The organism is Haploplasma modicum ATCC 29102, assembly GCF_000687835.1.
Classification (GTDB): domain Bacteria; phylum Bacillota_I; class Bacilli_A; order Acholeplasmatales; family Acholeplasmataceae; genus Haploplasma; species Haploplasma modicum.
In genome coordinates this window covers 372,044-398,724 of sequence record NZ_JHYB01000002.1, presented here as the reverse complement: position 1 = coordinate 398,724, position 26,681 = coordinate 372,044, and the positions used below count along the sequence as shown (strand labels likewise).

General features: G+C 28.5%; 25 protein-coding genes and 1 pseudogene. 24 read left to right on the top strand and 2 right to left on the bottom strand.

Annotation, left to right across the window (positions count from 1 at the left end; all coding sequences use genetic code 11):
* The first annotated feature begins 38 nt into the window (after positions 1-38).
* The 15 genes from T352_RS06820 (at position 39) to T352_RS0101945 (ending at position 17,753) form a co-directional block, all read left to right on the top strand.
* Positions 39-1,769 (top strand): beta-N-acetylhexosaminidase, encoded by a 1,731-nt coding sequence (locus T352_RS06820; RefSeq protein WP_051615742.1) that lies wholly within the window; start codon positions 39-41, stop codon positions 1,767-1,769.
* A gap of 9 nt (positions 1,770-1,778) precedes the next feature.
* Entirely contained in the window at positions 1,779-2,510 is a 732-nt protein-coding gene (locus tag T352_RS06815; protein ID WP_051615740.1) for an alpha/beta hydrolase, read from the top strand.
* A gap of 21 nt (positions 2,511-2,531) precedes the next feature.
* Entirely contained in the window at positions 2,532-4,088 is a 1,557-nt protein-coding gene (locus T352_RS0102005) for a phosphodiester glycosidase family protein (RefSeq protein ID WP_026391546.1), read from the top strand.
* 2 nt (positions 4,089-4,090) lie between these two features.
* Positions 4,091-4,666, top strand: coding sequence for a hypothetical protein (locus T352_RS0102000; RefSeq protein ID WP_026391545.1), 576 nt, complete (start codon positions 4,091-4,093; stop codon positions 4,664-4,666).
* 136 nt (positions 4,667-4,802) lie between these two features.
* On the top strand, positions 4,803-7,190 hold the full coding sequence (locus tag T352_RS0101995; RefSeq protein ID WP_026391544.1) for a hypothetical protein: 2,388 nt from the start codon (positions 4,803-4,805) through the stop codon (positions 7,188-7,190).
* 79 nt (positions 7,191-7,269) lie between these two features.
* Positions 7,270-8,160, top strand: a complete 891-nt coding sequence (locus T352_RS0101990; protein WP_026391543.1) for a dipeptidase — start codon at positions 7,270-7,272, stop codon at positions 8,158-8,160.
* Positions 8,153-8,845: a PIG-L deacetylase family protein gene (locus T352_RS0101985; RefSeq protein WP_026391542.1), complete on the top strand. Its 693-nt coding sequence runs from the start codon at positions 8,153-8,155 to the stop codon at positions 8,843-8,845. Before T352_RS0101990 ends, T352_RS0101985 begins: the two co-directional genes overlap by 8 nt.
* Positions 8,846-8,847: 2 nt before the next feature.
* The gene (locus T352_RS0101980; RefSeq protein ID WP_026391541.1) at positions 8,848-9,786 is read left to right on the top strand and encodes a GNAT family N-acetyltransferase; all 939 of its coding nucleotides are present in this window, start codon (positions 8,848-8,850) and stop codon (positions 9,784-9,786) included.
* 11 nt (positions 9,787-9,797) lie between these two features.
* Positions 9,798-10,586, top strand: coding sequence for an HAD-IIB family hydrolase (locus tag T352_RS0101975; protein ID WP_026391540.1), 789 nt, complete (start codon positions 9,798-9,800; stop codon positions 10,584-10,586).
* Between the two features lie 295 nt (positions 10,587-10,881).
* Positions 10,882-11,970 (top strand): pyruvate dehydrogenase (acetyl-transferring) E1 component subunit alpha, encoded by a 1,089-nt coding sequence (gene pdhA, locus T352_RS0101970; protein ID WP_026391539.1) that lies wholly within the window; start codon positions 10,882-10,884, stop codon positions 11,968-11,970.
* 2 nt (positions 11,971-11,972) lie between these two features.
* On the top strand, positions 11,973-12,950 hold the full coding sequence (locus T352_RS0101965; RefSeq protein ID WP_026391538.1) for an alpha-ketoacid dehydrogenase subunit beta: 978 nt from the start codon (positions 11,973-11,975) through the stop codon (positions 12,948-12,950).
* A 14-nt stretch (positions 12,951-12,964) separates the two neighbouring features.
* On the top strand, positions 12,965-14,554 hold the full coding sequence (locus tag T352_RS0101960; protein WP_084301354.1) for a 2-oxo acid dehydrogenase subunit E2: 1,590 nt from the start codon (positions 12,965-12,967) through the stop codon (positions 14,552-14,554).
* A 12-nt stretch (positions 14,555-14,566) separates the two neighbouring features.
* The gene (gene lpdA, locus T352_RS0101955) at positions 14,567-15,931 is read left to right on the top strand and encodes a dihydrolipoyl dehydrogenase (protein ID WP_026391536.1); all 1,365 of its coding nucleotides are present in this window, start codon (positions 14,567-14,569) and stop codon (positions 15,929-15,931) included.
* Between the two features lie 96 nt (positions 15,932-16,027).
* The gene (locus tag T352_RS0101950; protein WP_026391535.1) at positions 16,028-17,080 is read left to right on the top strand and encodes an ABC transporter permease; all 1,053 of its coding nucleotides are present in this window, start codon (positions 16,028-16,030) and stop codon (positions 17,078-17,080) included.
* Position 17,081: 1 nt separating this feature from the next.
* Positions 17,082-17,753 carry an ABC transporter ATP-binding protein gene (locus T352_RS0101945; protein WP_026391534.1) on the top strand — a complete coding sequence of 224 codons (672 nt, stop codon included), beginning with the start codon at positions 17,082-17,084 and terminating at the stop codon, positions 17,751-17,753.
* 21 nt (positions 17,754-17,774) lie between these two features.
* Here the strand turns inward: T352_RS0101945 and T352_RS0101940 are convergent, their stop codons facing one another.
* Positions 17,775-18,593 (bottom strand): Cof-type HAD-IIB family hydrolase, encoded by an 819-nt coding sequence (locus T352_RS0101940; RefSeq protein ID WP_026391533.1) that lies wholly within the window; start codon positions 18,591-18,593, stop codon positions 17,775-17,777.
* Entirely contained in the window at positions 18,571-19,260 is a 690-nt protein-coding gene (locus T352_RS0101935; protein WP_035344775.1) for a copper homeostasis protein CutC, read from the bottom strand. Before T352_RS0101935 ends, T352_RS0101940 begins: the two co-directional genes overlap by 23 nt.
* A gap of 169 nt (positions 19,261-19,429) precedes the next feature.
* On the opposite strand from T352_RS0101935, the gene rpsF reads away from it, so the two are divergent.
* The 9 genes and pseudogenes from rpsF (at position 19,430) to T352_RS0101895 (ending at position 26,664) form a co-directional block, all read left to right on the top strand.
* The gene (rpsF, locus tag T352_RS0101930; protein ID WP_035344772.1) at positions 19,430-19,720 is read left to right on the top strand and encodes a 30S ribosomal protein S6; all 291 of its coding nucleotides are present in this window, start codon (positions 19,430-19,432) and stop codon (positions 19,718-19,720) included.
* A gap of 2 nt (positions 19,721-19,722) precedes the next feature.
* Positions 19,723-20,118, top strand: coding sequence for a single-stranded DNA-binding protein (gene ssb / locus T352_RS0101925; protein ID WP_026391530.1), 396 nt, complete (start codon positions 19,723-19,725; stop codon positions 20,116-20,118).
* 15 nt (positions 20,119-20,133) lie between these two features.
* Positions 20,134-20,370 (top strand): 30S ribosomal protein S18, encoded by a 237-nt coding sequence (gene rpsR, locus T352_RS0101920; RefSeq protein WP_026391529.1) that lies wholly within the window; start codon positions 20,134-20,136, stop codon positions 20,368-20,370.
* A 104-nt stretch (positions 20,371-20,474) separates the two neighbouring features.
* Positions 20,475-22,919 carry a 50S ribosomal protein L9 gene (gene rplI, locus T352_RS06150; RefSeq protein ID WP_051615738.1) on the top strand — a complete coding sequence of 815 codons (2,445 nt, stop codon included), beginning with the start codon at positions 20,475-20,477 and terminating at the stop codon, positions 22,917-22,919.
* 1 nt (position 22,920) lies between these two features.
* The gene (gene dnaB, locus T352_RS0101910; protein WP_026391528.1) at positions 22,921-24,261 is read left to right on the top strand and encodes a replicative DNA helicase; all 1,341 of its coding nucleotides are present in this window, start codon (positions 22,921-22,923) and stop codon (positions 24,259-24,261) included.
* Positions 24,262-24,307: 46 nt separating this feature from the next.
* Positions 24,308-24,850, top strand: a complete 543-nt coding sequence (locus T352_RS06810) for a nucleoside/nucleotide kinase family protein (protein WP_051615734.1) — start codon at positions 24,308-24,310, stop codon at positions 24,848-24,850.
* A gap of 49 nt (positions 24,851-24,899) precedes the next feature.
* Positions 24,900-25,389, top strand: a pseudogene (locus T352_RS07405) (ABC transporter ATP-binding protein); the annotation flags it as partial.
* Positions 25,390-25,475: 86 nt separating this feature from the next.
* Positions 25,476-25,802 (top strand): ATP-binding protein DrrA1-3 family domain-containing protein, encoded by a 327-nt coding sequence (locus T352_RS07400; protein ID WP_407918973.1) that lies wholly within the window; start codon positions 25,476-25,478, stop codon positions 25,800-25,802.
* Entirely contained in the window at positions 25,795-26,664 is an 870-nt protein-coding gene (locus T352_RS0101895; protein ID WP_026391526.1) for an ABC transporter permease, read from the top strand. Before T352_RS07400 ends, T352_RS0101895 begins: the two co-directional genes overlap by 8 nt.
* Positions 26,665-26,681: the final 17 nt, after the last annotated feature.

Genomic DNA, 26,681 nt, shown 5'->3' with positions numbered 1-26,681 from the left:
GTTATCTTGCTATTTTCTTTAATGAAAAGGAGAATTTAATGGTAAACGCAATTAAAGAAATAAGTAAACACACTAATTTATATAATAATATTGTTAATGATTTTGTAAAAAGTGATGAAACTAAAATAATAAATAATGTTTTATATTATAGAACAATTCCTGAAGGATTAATGTACTTATCACATTTTAAAAATGGTCATGATTTAAAATTTTCAAGTAATTTTGAAAACTTTGGAACAATGATTGATTTATCAAGAGGTGCAGTATTTAATATTTCTTATATTAAATATTTAATTAGAACAAAAGCATTAATGGGAGCAAATGAAATGTGGCTCTATATGGAAGATGTTTATGAGTTAATTGATTATCCAGTATTTGGCTATCTGCGTGGCAAATACACTAAGGATGAATTGCTTGAAATTGTTGAATATTCAAAAATATTTGGAGTTAAATTAATTCCTGCAATTCAAACATTAGGTCATATGGAACAATTTTTAAGGTGGAATAAAGCAAGACCATATAAAGATCAGTCAGAAATTTTAATAGCAAATAATGAAAATACGTATAAATTAATTGATTCAATGTTTAAATTAATGAAAGAAGTATTTGAAACTGATAAAATCCATATTGGATTAGACGAGACGTTTGGTCTTGGATTTGGTAGTTATTTTAAACAATATGGCTTTAAAAATCCTAGAGATATCTTTTTAGATCATTTAGTTTTAGTAGAAAAGATTGCTAAAGAACATGGTTTTAGTGATATTTTAGTATGGTCAGATATGTTTTACCGCACACAAAGTAAAACTAATTCATATTATGATTTAGAAATGAATTTTAATGAAGAAGTTTTAAATAAGATTCCAAAAAGTATAACCTTAGTATACTGGGATTATTATAATGAAAAATATGAAATAGTTGACAAGATGATAAAAAATCATAAACAACTTAACAGAAAAATCACATTTGCATCTGGAACATGGATTTGGACTAGATTTACATATGATAAGGTTAAAACTGATAAAACAGCACTAGTCCATTTAGAAGCAGCAATTAATAATGGAATAAAAGACTTTATACTAACACAGTGGGGAGATGATGGTGCATATGGTGATCATTTAACTACCTTACTTGGAGTTTATGAATTATCTGTTAAAGCTAATACTAAAAATGATTTTTGCAAAAAAACTTTTAATGATATTACATCACTTGATTATGATATTTTATTAAATAAAACAAAATTAAATGAGACTACTATGAATCAAGTAGGACTACTTTGGGATGATCCACAATATGCAATGTATTTAAATAACTATACATATAATAATTTAGATAATTTTGATAAACATATTAAAGAATTAGAAACCTTAATTAAATTATATGAAAAAGATGTAGCTTATGAAAATGAACTAAACATTGTATTAAGTAATTACTATAAGATATTAGGTAGAAAAGCAATGATTGAATCATATATTAAAAATGAAGAGATTAATGCAAGTATATATTTCGAAAAACAAATACATTATTTAAATAAACTTAATAATACATTTAGAAATAGATGGTATAAATTAAACAAGATGTATGGTTTAGATGTGATCCAATCAAGATTTGGAACACAAATAATTAGAGCAGAAGAAATGATTAATTTAGAAAAAGAATATAACAATAAAAAAATAACAAAAATTGATGGTCTATTAGACAAAACAGCTGTATATGACGAAGGTTTATCACTTAAATTTATTAATTTAGCATATACAACAAGACCATTTTAGGAGATAATAATGGCTTTAATACAATTACAAGTTTATAGTGAATCACTAGACTTTCAAGTTCCACTATCAGTAATTTATCCATATGAAAATAATAAAATTGAAAGCATTAAAACAATGATTTTACTTCATGGATATAGTGGTGGACATCAAGATTTTATTAGATATACAAAAATTGAAAAAATGGCATTAGAAAAAAATATCGCTATTGTAATGCCTGGAATTAATAATAGTTTTTATACGGATATGAAAAATGGTCCAAATTATTTCAAATATTTAACAAAAGATATACCAAAGATTATTAGTAGTATATTTAATCTTAAAACTAATAAAGAAAACTTAATGATAGCAGGAGTTTCAATGGGTGGATATGGTGCTTTAAAAGCAGCATTTACATATCCTGATAACTACTTTGCTGTTTTATCACTTTCTAGTATTGTTTATATTGAAAATGCTTTTGACCAATTAAAGAGTTTAAACCAACAACAAGCATTAAGAGCAGCATTTAACACAAAAGAAGAAATAGAAGATAAAGACAAACTAAATAAACTTGCAAATAGCGCAAACAACATAAAAATATATATGACTTGTGGATTTGATGATTTCCTTTTCGAAGATAATAAAAAGTTTAGTAACTTTTTGAAGGAACAAAAGATAGATCATGAGTTTATTGCAAATGAGGGAAACCATAATTGGGATTACTGGGATTATAATTTAAGATATTTAATGGATAAAATTTTTTAATAAAATTAGAGGGAGACGAGAATGAAAAAAATATTATCTTCAATATTGATTGTTTTAGGAATCATATTTGCAAGTACATTTAATGTAAGTGCAAATGAATCATTTAGGTTTAATGCAAGTGAGTCAAAGACAGATTACAAGTATGGAATGGAGCACCAGTATTATCGTGGTGAAATTGTCCATAATGAAGTAACTAGCCCACAGGTCTATAACGTTCTTAATTTTGAATTAGAAGAAAATAATTATGACATTATAAGTATTGATGGTTATAAAACTAATGGCTATGGCATGGTGGGACTTAATGGTATGATGGAGAGATTTGAAAAAGAAAATCCAAACGTTGAAGTAATCGGAGGGATTAATGGTGATTTCTACCATATTAATACATCAGGAGATCCTATTAATCCACATATTAGAGATTATGAAGTAATTTGGAAGGGTGGTAATAATTCAGCTGCTGTTGCTATAAAATCAGACGGATCATTATCGTTTGAAAAAGTAGTTCATGACGGTTTAGAAGTTTTAGTAATTAACGAATTTGGTGAAATTAAAAAAAGACTACCGGTTAAAAATGTAAATAAAGATGTTTTAACTGATAGTGAAGTAAGTATTGTTTTTGATAATTACGACAAGGCAGTTTTAGACTCATTAAATACAACATATGTTAAAGGATTAGATCTAAAACCTGCAATCAATCAAAAACCTGCTAATGCTAATGCTAATTACTATACATATGCAAAAGGTCTTGTTGAAACTAAGTTAGATAAAACTGTTGGTGATAATGATTTTATTGTTATTTCAAAAGAAATAAAAGAGGCAATTAGTGCAGGTGATAAAATTGTTTTTCAAACAAGAATTAAAAATTTTGATGATGTAAGATATGCTGTTGGACTAAATCCTAATATGAAGTTAGTTGGTAATGGTGAAGTAGTATTAAATCCAGATAAAAATCAACATCCAAGAACTGCAATTGGGGTTAAAGCAAATGGTGAAGTATTTACAATTGTAGTTGATGGAAGAAATAAGATGGATGGTAAATACGGTGTTACTTTAACTCAACTTGGTCACTTAATGAAAAAACATGGTGCAGTTGAAGCATATAATCTAGATGGTGGTGGATCATCAACATTGATGGTTGGTAACAGTACTAATTTTGAAGTCCTAAATGAATTATCAGATAAAAGAATTAGATCAATTTCAAATGGATTTTTAATAGTTAAAGGACTTTCAAAAACTAGTCGTGTAACAGTTCCAGAAAATGATGTAAGAGATGTATTTAGTACACCTACAAATCTTCATTTAGATTCAGACAAAGTATTACATTTCAATCAAGTTCCAAATGCAAAGGCATATGAAATAAAGATTAATGATAAAATCATTCAAACTTCAAACACATCAGTTCCACTAAGATTTTATACTTTAGGAGAACATAAAATCAGTGTAAGAGTTAAAAGTAGTATAGATAAGAAAGCTTCAAATTACTCAGAAGAAATTACTATGTTAAATCATTATCAAGAAGTATCATCAATGCTTGAATACTTAAAAGAATTTGCTAAAAACAACATGGGAGGTAAGTAAACATGAGTAAAAAAATATTATTTACATTTGTAGTATTACTACTTACTTTAACACTAGTAGGTTGTAAAAAGGATTTCAATTTTGAAAAAGCATTTAATGATAAAAACAATTATGAAGTAAGTGTAGAAGTTATTATGAACTCAACTGTTGAAGCTAATGTAGAACTAAAGTTTGATGGAAATAAATCATCATTTAAAGATGAAAATGAATCATTTATTTTTGTTAAGAATGAAAATAAAGTAACAACATATGAAAAAGCAGGCGAAACATGGAAAAAAAGTGATGAAACACTTGCTAAAAATGATGCCTTTGCATTTTATTTAAGTTTTAAAAATGAGCTGTTTATCCAATCAGAAAATAAGGGTGAATATAATCTTAAAGAAGAAAGCTTAGAAGAATTCAATAAATATTTTAAACTTAATTTAGAAAATTATAAAGTTGAAAGTATTAAAGTAGTAGTTGAAAAAGGTTTAATTAAAACTATTAATGTTGAATTAACTAGTCTTTCACATGATTTAGAAATGATTCTAAATTTTAGTAACTATAACGAAGTTATGATAGAAGTACCAACAATATAAGAAATACACTGAAAGAAAATTTCAAAAGATGTAAATATGTGCCTTTGGTGTGTAATAAAAAAGGACTACATTGACAGCGTTTTCATATAAATATATACTATAGATGAATATTAAAAATAAAATAGGAGGAAACAAAATGAAAAAAATACTAATAACATTATTTGTTATGGTAGGTTCATTCTTCGTAGTTGCAAATAACGTAAAAGCGGCTGAAGGTGAATTTATTGAATTATATCCATATGACAACATTTTAAGTATGGATGAAAATAGTAATTTTACAGGTGGTTCTAAAGTAGGGACTTCAAATTGGTCATTTACTTATGCAGGTCATAGATACCATTCAGTAAGGGGAGCGGTTAGATACGCTAAAGATTTTGAAGATAAAGATAATAATGGTCTCATTAGTGCAGCAGAAATGAATGCTACACTTTCATGGAATGCTTTTGCATCAATCATTGTTAATGATACTGAAGAAAGCTTTGTCTTATCAACAGCAAATGGTAGAGCAGATCTTACAACTGTTGGTCATAGAATATGGACATATTACAATGAAGCAGGGGAACTTGAATTATTTGAAGATCAAATTAACCAATATTGGATCGTTAATGATGGAGATAATACTCCTGCTGGACAAAACTGGCGCTTAGCAACAGATGCTGAAGCAGAAGGTTATAAAGCTTTAGAAGAACTTCCAGCAAATGTTTTAAAAGCACACATTAGATTATTAATTGATGCAGAAAATCCAAAAGGATATGTTCTAGAACCAATCGAATATATTACATGGAGTCACTTATTCAAGAAAACAGATGATACACATCCAGCTTCAATCATTTTAGACGCAGAAGCAAATGTTGATTTCCCAGAAATCAAAGCAGGATATACAGTTGTATCATATGGTACACTTGATCGTGATGGAACAAACAAAAAAACATTAACATTTATTGAGTCACTACCAAAATTCATGACTCAAGAAACAAAACCAGTTATGAAATTATCATTTGTTGAACCAAAACCAACATTCGGTACAACTTTAACAAACTTGGATAAAGATTTAGTAACAAAAGGTATTAACTATATTATTGAATATGAATCAGCATTTACAACAGCTGATTTGATTAAAGATATCGCTGTAACATATCAAGATATGTTTGCTGAAGATGGAACAATTATTAATGAAACAGTTAAAACAGGTTATGAAATTAGAGTTAAACAAAATGATGAATTACTAGAAACAGTAAAAGTAAATTATAATGCAGAAACAAAATTATATGAAGCAGAAACTGAAATTACTAAAGTAAATACAAGTGAATTCGGTCAATCATTAGTATTAGAATTCTTTGCAGCATCACCAAATGATCCTGCAAATATTACAATTGTTGAAGTCGATTTAGCAGTTGGGGTTATTCCTCCAAAATTTGTTGACGTTCCAAAAACAACAGTTTATGCACCAGAAAATATGCCAGTTGATTTATTAGGGAATATTACAGCAAATAATAGCTATGGTGTAGATTTAACAAACACAATTAAGATTGATGCTGGTTCATCATTTAACCAGTACAATCCAAAACCAGGTGTTTATGATATTAAATTATTCTTTGAATATGTACACGTAATTAAAGAAGCTCAAAAACCAGAATTAACAGTTGATGTTAATGGAACACCTACAAAATTTGAATATCAATCATTTGACGTAGCACAAGCAAATGCTAACTCAGTTGATATTCACCTATATTCAAAACAAGGTTATGAAGATGTAGTTAAACAATGGGCATCAATGAACTGGACATCAGAATTGTTAGTGGTTGAGGATGGAAAAATTGTTATGGCATATAGCCGTGGTTCAAACAAATTAATGAACGAAGAAAATCCACTTGCAACAAAAGATGCAGGAAATACAAACGCAGTTGGTGATCAATGGTATAAAACATTAGAACTTACAGAAAACCAAACAGCAATCGTTATTAGAGGTACTTCAGGTATTGCAATTAACGGAATTGCAAAAGCAGCTGTATATGGTCAAACATTAACATATGTTAAAGAACAAAAATTAGAAACACACACATTTGAAATTGAAACATCATACAAATTACAAATTGATGATTTAACAAATCCAGTATTAATTGCAAAAAATAATACATTAACAGTTAAAGCAGGTCAATACACAAATGCTGATGATTTAATTAAAGGAAATGTTATTGCAACAGATAATTTCTCAAATGTTTCATTAATCATCACAAACAAAGGTGGATTAGACTTAGCAAAAGCTGGTACATATGAAGTTAGCGTTAAAGGTGTTGACGAATCAGATAATGAATCTGATGTAATTAAGTTTACAATCGTTGTTGAAGAAGATACAGAGTTAGCAACACAAGATAACTTACAACAAGCATTAGACTTGATTAAAGATCTAGAAAATAAACTAAACTCAAAATCAACAACAAACCTAATCTTAACAATCGTATTATCAACAGTATTATCAGGAGCAGCTTTAGGAGCAGCAATCTTAATCTTAAAAAAGAAATAAAATAAGCTAATTATTTTAAGAACTAATAAGGACATAGAGCTTTAGCTTTATAGTCCTTATTTTTATTAAGGAAGAAATTATGAAAATATTTGATGCACATACAGATATCCTTTATGATGTCTATAAAAGAGCTAAAAACAATGATTTAAATCGTTTTAGGGATTATCACTACAAACAGTTGAAGAGTAATGCTAATGGAGGGATTTGGACCCTTTATTCACCTGATGAATTTAATTTGATTGATGCTTTAAAAAATACAATTAAATTAATTGATTTTAGTGAATTTGATGTTATTTTAGGATTGGAGAGTCTAAGAAACTTAAAAAATGTTAGTGATTTAGACATTATCTATAACCTCGGAGTTAGACATGCAATGTTAACTTGGAATGAAGAAAATGATTATGCAACAGGCATATTAGGCAGTAATAACCGCGGCATTACTCTTAAAGGTTATGAATTATTAGATTATATGATTCAAAAAGATATGATTATTGATCTTTCACATTTAAATGAAAAATCTTTTTATGATGTATTAAATTATACTAATCAAAATATTTTAGTATCACATAGTAATATTTATGAACTGTGTAAGCATAGAAGAAACTTAAAAGATGAACAACTTTTAAAATTAAAAGAAGCTAATGGCCTCTTAGGTTTAACTTTAGTGGGTAATTTTATTAGTAATGATTTAGAAAATCAAACACTAGATAATTTTATGGAACACTTAAAGTATGCAATAAATATTATGGGAATTGATAATGTTTGTTTCGGCTTTGATTTTATGGATTATTTTGATTATTCAAAAACATTAAACATAGAAGAAGTAAAGTCGGTAAATGACATAAAAAAACTAATTGATAAAATGTTTGAGCATGGTTTTAAAAAAGAAGAAATAGAGAAAATAACTTATTACAACATTTATAATCGTTTTAAAAAACATATATATAAAGGAGAAGATAAAAATGTCTAATGTTTATATGGCAATAGGAGCACATATTGGTGATTGTGAATTAACGAGCGGCTTAGTGTTAGCAGATAGAGCACTAAAAGGTGATAAAATAATTACGGTTGCTTTAACAGCTGGAGAAAGAGGAAATCCCTCTCATTTAAGTGTTGCTGAATATAGAGTCCAAAAAGTTAAAGAAGCACATGATTTTGCAAATTTATTAAATGGTGAAGCAATAGTCTTCGATTATAAGGATGGTGAATTACCAGATAATGAGGAAGTAAGACTAAAGGTTGCTAATTTAATTAGAAAATACCGCCCAAAAATGATTTTTACACACTGGAAGAACTCAATGCATAAAGATCATGAACTAACTCATAAAATAGCATTAGATGCACAGTTTTTGGCTGGTATTGATATGGGAGATAAAGTAATAGGTGAAAGATTCTTCTCACCACTATATTTTGCTGAAAATTGGGAAGATAGTGAGAGCTTTATTCCTTATATGTATATTCCTGCAAGCAGTGAAGCTTATGAACTTTGGTGTGAAGGAATGAAAAAACAATGGTTTATTACAAATAGTAAATCCTTTAAATATTATGACTATTATACTCATTTATCATATGTAAGAGGTGCACTTGCAAGAACTACACATGCAAGTTCATTTGCAGTTTTAGAACATCAAAAAAGAATTGTAAGTAGTCTATAACAATGAAAAATATAGTAAAAGTAAACAAAGAAAATTATCAAGCAATTATTAACTTTTATAATAATGAAATAAAAGATACAATTTATAAAGAAATAGATAGCTTTATCTTTGAAAATGAAGCTAGTATTAATCTTGCACTATATTTAGAAGGAGAGTTAATTGGCTTTGCAAATGGTGTTAAAAACAATGAATTAGGCTATATTACTTGCGTAGTAATCAAGAAAAACTTTAGAAGAAAAGGATATGGCACATTATTATTAAATGAACTAGAAAATATTTTGAGAGAAAGTAATGTTAAAAAGATTAGAGAAATATTTTTTAATCCAATTAACTTACCTTGGTATATTCCAAATACTAACTTTCATATGCACCCTGGTGTTCCAGCAGTCCAGTTAAATAGTAGTTGGTATAATTTTTTACTTAAGAATGGTTATATAGATGAAAAAAATTATCAAAATGGTTATTATTTAAATTTAGATGATTTTATTGTTAATGAAGCTATTAAAGCAAACGAACAAAGAAATAAAGAAAATGGGTTAGAAGTTTTATTTTATGATAAAAATAAACATTTCGGGTTTACTGAATTATTTACTGATTTAAGAAATCCAACATGGCATAGAGTTGTTTTAAATAATTTAGAGAAAAAAGATCCCTTGAAAATGCTTGTAATAGTTAGAAATAATGAAATACTAGGTTGGACAGGTCCACTTGATATTACCGGTAATGGCCGTGGTTATTTTGCTGGTATTGGCATTAAAAAAGAAATAGAAGGTAATGGTCTTGGTACTGTATTATTTAATAGACTTGTCATGGAACTTAAAAACATTGGTGCAAAATATATGACATTATTTACCGGAGAGAATAACAAGGCAAAATATATTTATTTAAAGACTGGATTTAAGGAAGTAGAAAAATTTGCTATAATGTATAAAGAACTATAAGGAGTGTAAGTGTGAAGAAAGTATTATACAGTGATTTAGATGGAACATTATTTAGATATAATGAATTTGGGGCATACATAGATATAAACGATCAAAATGCTATTAATAAATGGACAGAGTCCAATTACTTTGGAATTGCAACAGGAAGAAACATAATAAGTATCAACAAACATTTTAATGATAATAACCTAAAGATAAATATGCCTTATGTTTTAATAAATGGGGCGTTAGTCTATGATCATAAAAATGATTTAGTTGTATATCAAGATAAGTTAAATAAAGAAGTAATAATTGAAGCAATCAATTACGCAAATAAACATAATCTTACCATGTTTTTAATTGGAGCAAGAACTAGATATTATGTTGGAACTAATAATGATATAGCATTAGAACATGAAAAAATTAAAGTAGAAGAAATAAACTATGATGATATTTCTAAAATTAATTTTGTTATTGATAAATCAAAGTATCATGATATTTTAAAAGATATTAAAAAATTTGATTCATTTGAAAAATTAGAATTAGTACCGTCTAGTATGACCTATATTGAAATTGTAAATAAAGGAGTATCTAAATATACTGGAATAATTAAAGCAATAAATTATATGAGTATAGAAAAATATCATTTAAGTGCTATTGGGGATTATTTAAATGACTATGAAATGCTTAAAAATTCGGATTTATCATTTGTCCCTGAAAATGGGTTAGATTCTTTGAAAGAATTAGCAAATTATAAGGTAAAAGCTAGTAATAATAATGCAGTAGCTAACACAATTGAAATATTAAGTAATTTAAAATAAGTATAAAAAGATATTATATTTAATTATTATTTATACAAATAAAGTGTCTTTTTACAGGGCACTTTGTTTGTTTTAAGGGATAAAATATTGTAAAATTAATGTAAGTTAGCTCTATTTAAATATAAAGTTAATAAATAATTTACTAAGTAACGGGTTAAAATATGGTTAAATGTGTCATTTAAACGAATATTTTAAAAGTATTTTAAATAATTGATTTAATTAAGCACTTTACTTTTAATAAAGGCTTTTAATTAGTATAATAGACAATGGAAAATATGATTGGAGGAATAGAAATATGAATCATGTATTAATAAAGAAATACGATCCATTAAAGAAAGAAATGTTAGAAATTTTAGATAAAGATGGGAAAATCATTAACCCTACACTAGATCCAAAATTAGACAAAGAAACACTACTTAAAATGTATAAAACAATGACATTGGGTAGAGTAGCTAACCTTAGAGCAGTTCAATACCAAAGACAAGGTAGAATGTTAACATTTGCGCCAAATATCGGTCAAGAAGCAACACAAGTTGGTGCTGCAGCAGCAATGCAACAAGGAGACTGGTTATCACCAGCATTTAGAGAGTTAAACTTAATGCTATATCGTGGTGTTCCACTAAGTAACATTTATTTATACTGGTATGGTAACGAAAATGGAAGTAAATTCCCAAGAGAAACAAACGTATTACCAGTGAACATTATTATTGGTTCACAAATTGCAATTGCAGCAGGTATTGCAATGGCAAGTAAAAAACAAGGAAAAAATGAAATTGCATTAGCAACAATCGGTGATGGTGGTACATCACACGGTGACTTTAACGAAGCATTAAACTTTGCTGGAGCAATGGAAGCACCTTTAGTTGTTTTAGTACAAAATAACCAATGGGCAATTTCTACTCCAAGAAGTGTAGCAACAAAAGCTGAAACTATTGCTCAAAAAGCAATCGCAGCAGGTATTAAAGGAATTCAAGTTGATGGTAATGACCCACTTGCAATGTATGTAGCAATGAAAGAAGCTAGAGAACATGCATTAAAAACAGGTCCAGTTTTAATTGAAGCTATAACATACCGTATTGGAGCTCATACAACAAGTGATGATCCTTCATTATACCGTGATGAAAAAGAAGTTGAAGAATGGAAATTAAAAGATCCAAACGAAAGATTAAAGAAATATTTAATTAGTCAAAAATTATGGAGCGAAGAAGAAGATGCTGCTCTAGATGAAGAAAATAACAAATATGTTCAAGAAGTATTTGCTGAAACAGAAAAATCTGGTCTTTTAGAATTAGAAGAAGTATTTAAATATACATATGATGAAATGACACCAAATCAAGTTGAACAATACGAATACTACAAAAAATTTCTTGAAGGGAGCAAATAAAAATGGCAACATTAAATTTAATTCAAGCAATTAACTTAGCAATTGATGAACAACTTGGAAGAAATGACAAAGTTGTTGTATACGGTGAAGACGTTGGGGTTGAAGGTGGAGTTTTTAGAGCAACTCAAGGTCTACAAAAGAAATATGGTAAAGATAGAGTGTTTGATGCTCCTATTGCTGAATCATCAATCGTAGGTACTGCAATTGGTATGGCAATGAATGGGATGAGACCAATTGTTGAAATTCAATTTGACGGATTTGTTTTCCCAGCATACAACCAAATCGTTACACAATTAGCAAGAACAAGAAATAAATCAAGAGGGAACTATACAAACCCTGTTGTTATTAGAATTCCAGTTGGTGGGGGAATTAAAGGTTTAGAACACCACTCAGAAAGTTTAGAAACATATTTAGGTCATATTCCAGGAATTAAAGTTGTTATGCCTTCAACACCATATGATGCAAAAGGTTTATTAGCAGCAGCTTTAGAAAGTAAAGACCCAGTTATTTTCTTAGAACCAAAGAGAATTTACCGTTCAGGTAAACAAGAAGTTCCTGAAGAACACTACACAATTGAAATTGGTAAAGCAAAAGTATTAAAAGAAGGTACAGATATTACAGTTGTAGGTTGGGGAGCACAATTACGTGAAATCCAAGCTGCAGTTAAAGAAGTTGAAGCAGAAGGAATTAGTGTTGAAGTAATCGACTTAAGAACTATTAATCCAATCGATACAGAAACAATCGTTGAAAGCGTTAAGAAAACAGGTAGATTCTTAGTTGTTCATGAAGCAATGAGAACATACGGACCAGGTGCAGAATTAATTGCACAAGTTAACGAAAAAGCATTCTTACATTTAGAAGCACCAGCAACAAGACTTACAGGTTTTGATATTGTTATTCCATTAGCACGTGGTGAACACCACCATATGATTAACAAAGATCAAATTGTAGCTGAAATTAAAAAGATTGTTGCTTACTAAGGAGGATATTGAAAATGTATGATTTTAAATTTGCCGATATCGGAGACGGTATTGAAGAAGGCAAGATTTTAGAGTGGAAATTTAAATTAGGGGACAAAGTTAAAGAAGGCGATACATTAGTAATCGTTGAAACAGATAAAGTAAATGCAGAATTACCATCACCAGTAGATGGAATAATTACAAAAATTGGTAAACAAGAAGGAGAAATGATCCTTGTTGGTGAAACTGTTGTAATTATTGATGATGGTAAAGGTGGAGCACCAGAAGTTAAAGCGGAAGCTAAAAAAGCAGAAGCACCAGCAGCTAAAAAAGCACCAACAAGCGGTGTTAAAGCAACATATGATTTTAAATTTGCTGATATCGGAGACGGTATTGAAGAAGGTAAAATCTTAGAATGGAAATTTAAACAAGGTGATAAAGTTAATGAAGGCGATACTTTAGTTATTGTTGAAACAGATAAAGTAAATGCTGAATTACCATCACCAGTTACAGGTACAATCGTTAAATTAGGAAAACAAGAAGGAGAAATGATTCTTGTTGGTGAAACTGTTGTTTTATTAGATGATGGCAGTGGAAACTATATTGGTGGTGCTGAAGAAGTAGTTGAAGAAGAAAAAGGTGCATCAGTTATTGGTGAAATTGAAGTTTCATCAGATTTAATTGATTCAAGTTTTGAAGCAGTTGCTCCAAAAGCTCAACCATCAAATAAAAAAGCTCTTGCTACACCAGTTGCAAGAAACCTAGCAAAACAATTAAACATAAATATCAACGAAGTAGTTGGAACAGGTCCAAACGGACGTGTAATGAAAGAAGATATTCAAAAACATCAAGCAGGTGCTAAAGAAGTTGAAAAACCAAAAGCTCAAACTCAAGTTCAAGTACCAAGTGCAAATGTTTCACGTCAAGGCGATGTAAGAGTAGAAAAAATTTCTTCAGTAAGAAAATCTATCTCACAAGCTATGACACAATCAAAAACAATTATTCCAGAAACAGTATTAATGGATGAAGTTGTAATTGATAACTTAATTGAATTAAGAAAAAGAGCTAAACCAATGGCAGAAGCTAAAGGTATTAACTTAACATTTATGGCATTTATTTCAAAAGCAGTTGTTATTGCTTTAAAAGAATTCCCAATTTTTAATTCAAGTTTCGATCATGATAATTTAGAAGTTATTTATAAAAACTTCATTAACTTAGGATTTGCTGTAGATACACCAGCAGGTTTAATGGTTCCAAACGTAAAAGATGCTGACACATTAAGTGTATTTGCCCTTGCAAAAGAAATTAGAGAATTAGCAGATAAAGCAATCGACCGTAAATTACAATTAGCAGAAATGAAAAATGGTACATTTACAATTACAAACTTTGGTTCAGTAGGTATTTCATACGGAACACCAGTTATTAACTATCCAGAAGTTGGTATTTTAGGTGTAGGTAAGATTTCAAAGAAACCAATTGTTGTTGGTAATGAAATCAAAATTGGTAGTGTATTACCATTATCAATCGCAGTAGACCATAGAATCATTGATGGTGCAGACGCTGGTAGATTCTTATTTAGAGTTAAAGAATTGTTAGAAAATCCAGAATTAATGTTATTAAGTTAAGAGGTAAATATAATGAAAGAATATGATATTATTGTTTTAGGTGGAGGTCCAGGTGGCTATGTAGCCGCAATTAAAGCCGCACAATTAAAACAAAAAGTAGCAGTTATAGAAAAGGAAGTACTTGGAGGAATCTGTTTAAATCACGGATGTATTCCAACAAAAGCAATTTTAAAAAGTGCTAAAACATATGATTTATTCAAAAATGCTAAAAACTACGGTATTGAAGTAGATCCAAGTTTAGTAAACTTTGATTTAGAAAAAATCATTGACCGTAAAAATGGTATCGTTAAAAAATTAACATCAGGAGTAGCAATGTTACTTAAGAAAAATGGTGTTGATGTATACAATGGCTATGGTGAAGTTTTAAGCAAAAATGAAATTAAAGTTAATGATCAAACATTAAAAACTAAAAATATTATCTTAGCAACAGGAGGAACAGCAATCGTTCCACCAATCCCTGGTGCTAAAGAAGCTTATGAAAAAGGATTTGCTGTTACAAGTAGAGAATTACTTACAGTAACTAAACCACCAAAACACTTAGTAGTAGTTGGTGGGGGAGTTATTGGGGTTGAATTTGCTACAATCTTCAATAATTTAGGAAGTAAAGTTACAATTATTGAAATGGCAGATTCAATTATTACTCCAATGGACAACGATGTTATTGATGCATATACAAAAGTATTAAAATCAGACGGAGTTGAAATCTTAACAAAAGCAGCTGTTAAGAATATTGGAACAAAAGATGTTACATATGAAAAAGACGGTAAACAAACAAAACTTGATGCTGATTTAGTCTTAATCGCTGTTGGTATTGGACCAAATACTTCTTCATTTACTAAACTTGGTTTAGAAATGAAAGGTAGAGGTGTTAAAGTTAACGGTAAGATGGAAACAAGTGTTAAAGGTGTTTATGCAATCGGTGACGTAACAGGTGAACACATGTTAGCACACGTTGCATCAGCTGAAGGTATTGTTGCAGTTGAAAATATCTTAGGCGATAGTAAAGAAATCAATTATAACCAAATCCCAGCTGCAATTTACGGACATCCAGAAATTGCAATGATTGGTTTAACTGAAAGAGATGCTAAAGCACAAGGTGTTAAATATACAGTAACTAAATTCCCACTAGCTGGTAATGGTAAAGCATTAGCAGATGGTGAATCAGTTGGATTCATTAAACTAATCAAGGGTAGTGAATTAGACGAAATATTAGGAGCACATATATTTGCATATAATGCTGTTGATATGATTGGTGAATTTGGTGTTGCAATGCGCTTAGAAGCAACAAATTATGAAATTTCTGAAACAGTTCATGCTCACCCATCATTATCAGAGATAATTATGGAAGCTTCAATGGATAAACCAATTCATATATAATACTAACAAAGAGACATTTTCTAAATGTCTTTTTTTTATGTAAATATTAATAATAATATTTATAAAAATGGTATAATATTATAAAGAGGTGATTAAATGTTTTTAGCATTAAAAGAAATTTTATTTAATAAAAAGAGATTTAGTTTAATAATTTTTCTAGTTGTTTTAATATCATATTTAGTCTATTTTTTAACATCACTTGCATATGGTCTTGCTAGTTCATATACAAATGGAATGAATAAAACAGAAGCAAAATATATACTACTAGATAACGATTCAAATGATAATGTAATGATGTCAATTTTAACTTTCGATAATTTTAGTGAAGTTACAAGTACAAAAAAAGCAAAACTTGGAATATTTCCAGGTGTTGCCTCAAAAGCTAATAAAGAAAGTAAACTTGATGTCTATTTATTTGGAATTGATGATTTTGATTTTTTCTTACCAAAAGAAAATATTCAAATCATGAGTGGCAATGAAGTAATTGTTGATACTAAGTTTGAAGAAGAAGGATATAAGATTGGTGATGAAATAGTCTTATCAGGTAGTGATATTAAACTAACAATTAAAGGCTTTGCAAAAAAAGCAACATATCAAACAGCACCAATTATTTATCTAAATCTTGATACTTGGAATAACTATCGCTATGGGGTAAATAAAGAGATATATAATATGATTGTTATTAAAGATACGCCAGTCATAAATGAAGGAAGTAACTTAAAAGTATATAAAAATAGTGAGTACTATCAAACACTACCTGGGTATAGTGCACAAGTTTTAACTTTCTCTATGATGATAATATTTTTAATATTAATTGCATCATTTGTTTTAGGAGTATTTATATATGTATTAACAATTCAAAAAACAAGTATATTTGGTGTAATGAAAGCACAAGGAATTGCAAATAGCTATATAAGTAGATCAGTTGTTGCTCAAACCCTAATTATAACCATTTTCGGAACAGTCATTGGTTTCATACTAACCTTTATATCAGGAGTCTTTTTAGGTGGTAAAATTCCCTTTGCCGCAAACCCTCTATTCTACGGAGTAATATCGTTAGTATTTTATTTATTTGCTTTAATGTCATCACTCTTTAGTGTAAATGCAGTTGTTAAGATTGATGCCTTAAAAGCGATTGGAGAAGTATAAGATGAAAGCAATTGAAATGATTAATGTAAAAAAAGACTATATTACAAGTAGTGAAACAATTAATGCTTTAAAACAAACTAATTTTAGCGTTAATAAAGGAGAACTTGTTGCAGTAATCGGGCCAAGTGGTTCTGGTAAATCAACATTTTTAACAATACTTGGCGGTCTACAAAAACCTACAAATGGAGAAGTTTTAATTGAAGGATTAGAGTTCAGTAATTTAGATTTAAAAGATAATTCAAAAATTAGATTTGATAAACTAGGTTTTATCCTGCAACAATCAAACCTTATTCCTTTCCTCACGGTTAAAGAACAGTTAATATTACATAATAAAATAAAAAAGAAAAAAGTTGATAACAACTTAATTGATGATTTATTAAATAATTTAAGTATTACTAAGTTAAAAAATAAATACCCCAAAGAATTATCGGGTGGTGAAAGACAAAGAGTAGCGATTGCAAAAGCGCTATATCATAACCCGGTAGTAATTTTTGCAGATGAACCAACTGCAAGTCTAGATTCAAAAAAAGCAATTGAAGTAATAACTCTTTTAAGAGATATTACAAAGAGTCAAAATAAAGCAACTATTATTGTTACTCATGATGAGAGATTACTTGAATATTGTGATAAAGTATATTCAATAGTTGATGGAAAATTGGATACTATAAAATAAAAAGCAAGATTTAATCTTGCTTTATTTTATGTAATTGTCAAGTATTGCAATCATCTCTTTAACTGCATGTTCATTATGATGACTAACTTGATATTTAGCTACCTCTTTAACTGCATTAATCGCATTAGCAGGAGCAAAACCAATTGTTGCATCTTTAATCATATGCAAGTCATTGTTATAATCACCTATAGTGTATAAATTGTAATTATTAATTCCGGAAATTTTTAAAGCTTTATCGATTGCTGTTTTTTTACTAGATCCTACATTTACTAATTCAACATACTTAGGACCTGATGGAATAATTTCAAAATTTTTTCTTGTTTTAAAGTTTTTGCACATATTTTCAACTAAGTCATTGTTTACTGGATCTACGATAAATAGAACTTTTGTTATTTCTTCAAATTTAATATCTTCTTCAAGAACTAAAGTAGATTTAAATTCAACTTTTCTCATTTCTTGATTTAAATCTTCGACAAAAAGATATTCAACATAAGGAGTAAATAAACCTAGCATAACAATATCTTTGTTTTTCTTGGCAAAGTCTATGGCTTCTAAGATTGAATCTTTATTAAAAGTTTCTTGATATAAAATTTCTTTTTTCTTAAAATCATAAATTACAGTACCATTTGATAAGACAAGTGGAAGATTATAATTTAAGGTTGAGTTTTCTAAGATAGGTTCGATACTTGTAATGTTTCTTCCTGTTGCAATTCCAAATAAATGGTTTCTATTTACCCAGGAATTAACTGCCTCAATATTTTCATCTGTCAAAAAACTCTTGTTTCCATGATGAGCAAGTAATGTCCCATCTAAATCACTATATATTATTTCCTTTTTCATTTAATATGTCCTTTACCTTTTTAATTAAATCTAAATCAATTTCTGCTAAATTATCTTTTCTAAACTTAACACCGCTACCCATATGCACTTCACTTACTAAAGAATTACTAATAAATTCTTCAATATTATCGGGACTTAAGCCAGAGCCTGCTAAAATATTAGAATATCTTAGTTTAACCATTTGATTAATTATATCTCTACCCTCTAGGGCATTACTAAATCCGCCAGAAGTTAGGATTGTATCTATTTTATAATCTCTAAGTTCACTATAAGCTTTAATAGTATCTTTTGCTACATCAATTGCACGGTGAAAAGTAATCTTTAGATGACCTTTATTTTTAATGACTTCTTTTAATAAATCATGATCAATATTACCATCCTTAGTAAGACAACCAAAAACAATTCCATATGATTTTGTTTTTTTAATTTCTTCTAAATCATCAAGTATAACTTTTTTATCATAAGAGTCATAAACAAATGACTTTGAATGTGGTCTAAGCATCACGACAACTGGAATTTTAACAGTCTCAGTAACTTGTTTGATTAGACCAATAGAAGGAGTAAGCCCACCTTCTTTGATTCCTGTTACAAGTTCAATTCTATCTGCACCAGCTAGCTCAATATCCTTTGCTTCTTTAAGTGTTGTTGCTATAATTTCAAGTTTCATATATAATACACCTCACTTTTAATATTATAACATAAACTTGATTTAAAATTTATATATCTAATTTAGCAATAAAATTTGTATATTTAATATTGTTGTGATATAATAAATAACGGCATATAACTTATGTCCTTGTCTGAAAAGACCAATAGACCAAAAGGAGGAAGAAAAAATGAAAAAACAATATGAAGTAATGTATATTATTCGCCCAAATGTTGAAGGTGAAGTTATTAAACAAATTATTGATAGATTCAACAACGTATTTACATCACATGATAGTAATGTAGTTGAATTAAAACAAATTGGTTTAAAAGACCTTGCTTATGAAATTGATCATAACAAAAAAGGTTACTACGTATGGTTATCAGTTGAAGCTACAAATGAAGCAATCGACGAATTTAACCGTGTTGTAAGAATCAATGAACAAGTAATGCGTTTTATTGTAGTTAAAGCAGGAGAATAACTATGATAAATAACGTAGTGTTAGTAGGAAGACTAACTAAAGATCCAGAACTTATGAAAACACAATCTAATATTTCTTATGTTAGATTTACTTTGGCAGTAAATAGATCATTTGCTGATCAAAGTGGAGAAAGACAAGCAGATTTTATTAATTGTATTGCGTGGAGAAATCAAGCTGAAAACTTAGCTAGATTTATGAAACAAGGTTCACAAATTGGTCTTCAAGGGAGAATTCAAACTGGTTCATACGAAACAGACCAAGGAACTCGTTATACTACTGATGTAGTTGCAGATTCTATTCAATTTTTAGAATCAAAAACACAAAAGAGTAATGATAATAATGATGAGTTCAGTAATTTAAGTGGTTCAATAATCACAGATAACGATTTACCATTCTAATAGGAGGAAAAAAATATGCAACAAAAACGTCAAGGCGGTTTTAAAAGACGCCGTAAAGTATGTTATTTTACACAAAACAAAGTAACTCATATCGATTTTAAAGATGCTGAATTATTAAGAAGATTTATTAATGAAAGAGGCAAAATTTTACCAAGAAGAGTTACAGGAACAAGTGCAAAATGGCAAAGACAACTAGCAGTAGCAATCAAACGTGCTAGACATATGGCTTTATTACCATTTGTTAATGAATAATAAATTATAACACCTTTTATAAAGGTGTTTTCTTTTTTAATATCTACTATTAAAGATAAAAATATGATAAAATATAAGAAAGATTTACTGAAAGGTTTGATAATATGAAGAAATATTTACCACTAATAATTACATTTCTCTTGTTTGGTGTTGGAATTTTTATCTTTTATAGTCCAATTCTAACATTTTTAAAGAGTAATACTAAATCTCTTATAAGTTATTTAGTTATCAATCTAACAGGCTTGTTGTTTGTTGTTACAGTATTTGCTTATTTAACTAATTCTCGAAGTAAAGAAAATCAAAAATTAAGAGATAGGCTTGATGTTTGGGCAAATTTATCGATGAATATTAGTGAAATTGGTGATGAGGTTGTAAATATTTTGCCAATTGGGATTGTTATTTATGATGATAACTTTGATATTAAGTGGAGTAATAAACATTCAAGTAAAATATTTTTACAAAATAGAATCATTGATGAAAACATTTTTAATATTTCAAAAGAATTTTATGATATCATATCAGATAACCAAAAAACAGGTATTATAACTATTGGTGAAGAGAGTTATGATGTTATTAATGAACCAGAGTATCGTTATGCTTATTTGTTTAATGTGACAGAGCGAGAACAAATAAAATTAAAATATAATGAAAGTATTCAAGCAATTGGAATTATTTATTTAGATAACTTAGAAGAGTCACTATCTAGTTTAGAGATTTCTGAACAATCAAGTTTAAAAGGGTCATACCTTTCTTCAATTAACGATTGGTTAGATAAATTTGATTGTTATTTAAAACCACTTTCTGAAGATAGCCTAATGTTTATAACAGATAGAAAAAATATTGAAAGTATGATTATTAACAAATTTGATATTTTAGATAAAGTTAGAATGATTTCTAAAAACCATAATATTAGAGTAACATTATCAATTGGGGTTGCTTCATGGGATGGCTCATTAAAAGAAGTGGGTAACCGTGCTCAAAGTGCAATTGAACTTGCTGAAAAACGTGGTGGAGATCAAGCAGTTGTTAATATCGAAAATAAAAAAATTGAATTCTTTGGGGCAAAAAGTGATAGTGTTGCAAAATCTAGTCGTGTTAATGCCAGAATAAATACAGAAACTTTAAGAGAGTATATTAAAAAAGCACCAAACGTCTTTGTAGTTGGTCATAATTTAGGAGATCTAGATTCACTAGGTTCAACAATTGCAGTTTATCGTATGGCAAAACTAGATAATAAACAAGTATATAAAGTAATTGATTTAGACAAGATGGATGACACATCTACAAAGATACTTAATCTTTATAGTAGTGATAATCAACTTTATGAAAATGTTGTAAGTAGTGAAGCTGCAATAAATTTAATGAATGATGAATCATTACTTATTGTAGTAGATACTCAGACACCTAAAATAATTATGAATAAAGGACTTTTAGCAAAATCTAAAAAAACAATTGTAATTGATCATCACCGAGTTGGTGATGAAGGATTTGATACAGTATTTTCAATTGTTGAACCATCGTCATCTTCAACTATCGAAATATTAATGGAAATGATTGATTTTTATAACGATAAGAAAAATGAAATTACTCAACTTGAGGCAAACATAATGTATGGTGGTCTAGTTTTAGATACAAATAGTTTTACTGTTAGAACAAATACACGAACCTTTGAAGTAGCATTTAAGCTTAGGGAATTAGGAGCAGATCCAAATTTAGTTAAATCTTGGCTTAGAAAAGATTTAAACAGAACACTAAGTATTAATAAACTATTGTCTAATGGCAATTTATATTTAGATAGATTTATGTTACTTAGTTCAAGTGATGAACAAATTGATAGAATATTATTAGCACAAGCGTCAGATGAAGCACTACTGATTGATGGGATTGATGCAGCATTTACGGTTGCCCCAGTTGAAGATGTAATAGCAGTTAGTGCAAGAAGTTTAAATGATGTAAACGTGCAACTTGTAATGGAACATATTGGTGGTGGCGGTCACTTAAATAGTGCAGCAGCCCAAATTAAAAATAAAACAGTTGATGAAGTAATAAATAATATAAAAGAATACTTATTTATGGAATATGGAACAGAGGGTGAAGAAATGGAAGTAATTTTATTAGAAGATGTTAAAGGTAGAGGAAATAAAGACGATATTATAAAAGTAGCACTAGGTTATGCAAACTTCTTAGTTAAAGAAGGAAAAGCAATTGTTGCAAGTGCTGAAAATGTTAAAGCTTTAAATGACAGAAAAGCAGAAATCTTAAAAAAAGAAGCAAACCATTTAGAATTAATGAAGAAACTAAAAGGTGAAATTGAAAGTAAGAGTGTTACAATTGAAATTGATTTAGGTAATTCAGGTAAAATGTTTGGTAGTGTTACAACTAAACATATTGCTGAAGAATTTGATAAACAAAATGGAATTGTTTTAGATCGTAAAAAAATTGAACTAGAAAGTGAAATTAACAGTATAGGGACATATGAAGCAATTATTTCACTACATAAGGATGTAAAAGCAAAAATCGAAATAAATGTAATAGAAAAGCAGGGATAAGATGAGTTTACCAAATTACTTAAAAGCTGAACAAGCTGTTTTAGCTTCAGTTTTCTTAGATAATAAAATAATGAATGAAGTAAATGATAAGTTACTTGTAACAGACTTCTTTGATTCAAGACATCGTTTTATTTATACTGCAATGCTTGATTTATATAATGATAATCAATCAATCGATTATGCTAGTGTTTTTTCTAGACTCGAACAAGCGAAAACTACCGGTAAGGCTGGTGGGATTGAATATATTATGGAAGTTAGTGAACATTTATATACAACAAGTAATTTAGATAGTCATATTAACTTAGTGTTAGATGCATCACTAAAACGTGAAATGATTGAAGTTTCAAGTGAGATAACAAAAAAAGGTTATCAAGATGATATTAGTGCTAAAGACTATATTGATGAATCAGAAGCAGCAGTTTTTAAAATTAGCCAAAAAAGAAAAACTAGTGAGTTTTCTAAACTAGGGCAAATTGTTACTGAAGTTAGAGAAATATTGGAAACAAGAAGTAAGAATAAAGGTGAAGTTTCAGGACTTAAAACCGGATTTTCTAATCTAGATAAAATAACTAATGGGCTTCAACCAGAAGAATTAATAATTCTTGCTGCGAGACCTTCAATGGGTAAAAGTGCCTTTGCCTTAAATATTGCTTTAAATGTTGCTAAGAAAAATAAAAGTGGAAAAGCTGGGGTTGCAATATTCAGTTTAGAAATGAGTAATGATCAACTTGCAAGTAGAATGATTGCTAATCAAGCTGATGTTCCAGGGAATAAATTAAAATCTGGTTTCTTAGATAGTAATGACTGGGCAAGTTTAACATCAAGTGAACAAATTCTTAAGAATTTAAATATTTTCTTTGATGACTCAGCTGCTGTAACAATTAGTGATGTTAGAGCAAAGTGTCGAAAATTAAAACAAGAAGATAATTTAGAAATTGTAATTATTGACTATCTACAATTAATTAAACCAGCGAGAGGTCAAAGTAATCGTCAAGAACAAGTTGCTGAAATATCAAGAGGATTAAAACAAATGGCAAGAGAACTTAAAGTTCCAGTTATTGCCTTATCTCAGCTATCACGTTCAGTTGAAACACGTGATGATAAAAAACCAGTACTAGCTGATTTAAGGGAATCAGGAAGTATTGAGCAGGATGCCGATATTGTACTATTCTTATATCGTGAAGATTATTATGTTCATGATGAGAGTAAAAAAACTGGAGATGTGGAATTAAGTGTTGCCAAAAACCGTCAAGGTCAATCAGGAATAACACTTCATTATAAATTTGAACCATCATTTTCAAGATTTATTGTTAAAGAACATTTTGAACCAAGTGGAGAGTAATTTTTACTCTCTTCTTTAAATAAAAGGATAAAAAGTGAGGTAAAATATGATAGTAGTTATTGGTGCTAGTGCTAGTGGTAAGACGGAAATTGCGAAAATTTTAACCAATAAATTTAAGATAGATAAGTGTATAACAACAACAACTAGGGTAAAAAGACCAAATGAAGTTAATCATATTGACTATCATTTTATAGATAAAAAGAGCTTTTTAAATCTTATTAAAGAAGGTAAGTTTGTTGAACATGCAATCTATAATAATAACTATTATGGAATAAACAAAGATGATGTAAAAACAAATTCAATCGTAATTGTTGAACCAAATGGAGCTAATTCTTTAATTAAAGCTTATAGCGAAAAAACATATATAGTTTATGTTAAAAGCCTAGAAAGTGTTAGAAAATCTAGAATGTTAAAAAGAGGCGATGATGTAATTGATGTTAATATGCGAATAGAAAGCGATAAATTAGTTTTCAAAACAGAAAATATTAATAGAATTGATTTAGTTATAAGCAATAATCATTTTTGTAGTCTTGATAGCCTTGCTAAAAAAATATATAAAAAATACCAGAAATTTTTAGAAAAGAAATAAAAATTTCTTTTTTTTGATATAATGAAATTATTAAAAAGTGAGGGATAAGATGGATAATATACTAGTAATAGAAAACTTAGTAAAGAGCTATGGTGAAGTAAGGGCAGTTGATGATATTTCATTTTCGGTGAGAAGGGGATCATTATTTTCTTTTCTTGGTCCAAATGGTGCGGGTAAGTCAACAACTATTAATATAATAGCAACCCTACTAAAAAAAGACTCAGGGAAAGTCATATTAGATAATTTAGAAGATGATAATCTATTTAGAAATAAAATAGGCGTTGTTTTTCAAAATAATATTTTAGATGATTTGTTAACAGTTAAAGAAAACTTACTATATCGTGGTAGTTTATATGGATTAACGAAAACTGAAACTATTAATAGATATAATGAACTTAAAGATTATTTAAAGTTAAGTGAGTTTGAAAATAGAAGGTTTAAATCACTATCCGGTGGCCAAAAAAGAAGAACAGAGATTGCAAGAGCACTATTTTCAAATCCTTTAATTTTATTACTAGATGAACCAACAACAGGACTAGATCCTGAAACTAGATTACTAGTTTGGAAAGTAATAGAAGATTTAAGAGTAAACAAGGGGATAACTATTTTTTTAACAACTCATTATATGGAAGAAGCATCTAACAGTGATTATGTTGTAATTATTGATAAGGGTAAGATTGTTGCTAGTGGCTCACCATCAGCTTTAAAAAGTACATATTCATATGATAGACTTAAAGTAGTACCTAAGGATAAAGAATTATTAGTTAAATATTTTAATGAAAATAAGATAAGTTATAAAAAGATTTCAGATGAATACATTATTAAAGTAAGAGATGTTGGTAATACCATTAATTTATTAGATAATATAAAAAATAACATCAAACAATTTGAAGTTATTAAAGGTAGTATGGATGATGTCTTTATTAATGTGATAGGTGAGAAAAATGAATGAATTAATCAATTTAACTAAAAGAAATATTAAAGTATTTTTGCGAGATAAAGTCTCTGTTTTCTTTTCATTTTTATCAGTTATAATTTTACTTGCACTATATTTTTTATTCATTGGTAAACAATATGTTTCAGGAAGTGAATTTGACAGATTATCTAGTAATTTAAAAAACTATTTAGGTATTAGTATTATCATGGGTGGGGTCTTAGTTATAAATACTTTATCGCTTTCACTGGGAGTTAATGGTGTTATCGTAAATGATATTGAAACAAGAAAGTTAGATGGCTTCATGGTTAGTCCAGTTAAGAGATATAAAGTTATTTTAGCTTATTTTATATCCAGCATTATAGTAACAGCCGTTTTAACGCTTATAATGTGGTTTTTAACGATTCTTTATGTCTTTATAACAACAAAATATCTTTATAGTTTTAAAACTATTTTAAATACAAGCTTACTACTTATTTTATTTACTTTTATATCAAGTTCTATTATGATTTTTATTGTAACTCTAGTAAAAAGCCAAAATGCTTTTGGTACAATTGCAGGTATATTAGGTACAGTTGTTGGTTTTATTAGTGGAATATATATGCCTTTATTTATTTTAGGTAGTGGTGTTTCAAAAGTCTCATCACTAGTACCATTTACGCATATGACGATTTTATTAAAACAAGTAATTTTATCTGATCCTTATAGTAAACTAGCCCCAGAGTTTGTATCTGCACTTCATAAACCGTATGGAACTGAAAATATCGGAATTCTCGGCTTTGAAGTAAGTATGACTTTAATTATTATATTTTGTATTATATTATCAATGATTTTATTAGTATTATCATATTTTAATTTAAATAAGAAGATGGTTAAATAAAAAAGATAACTCAAAAA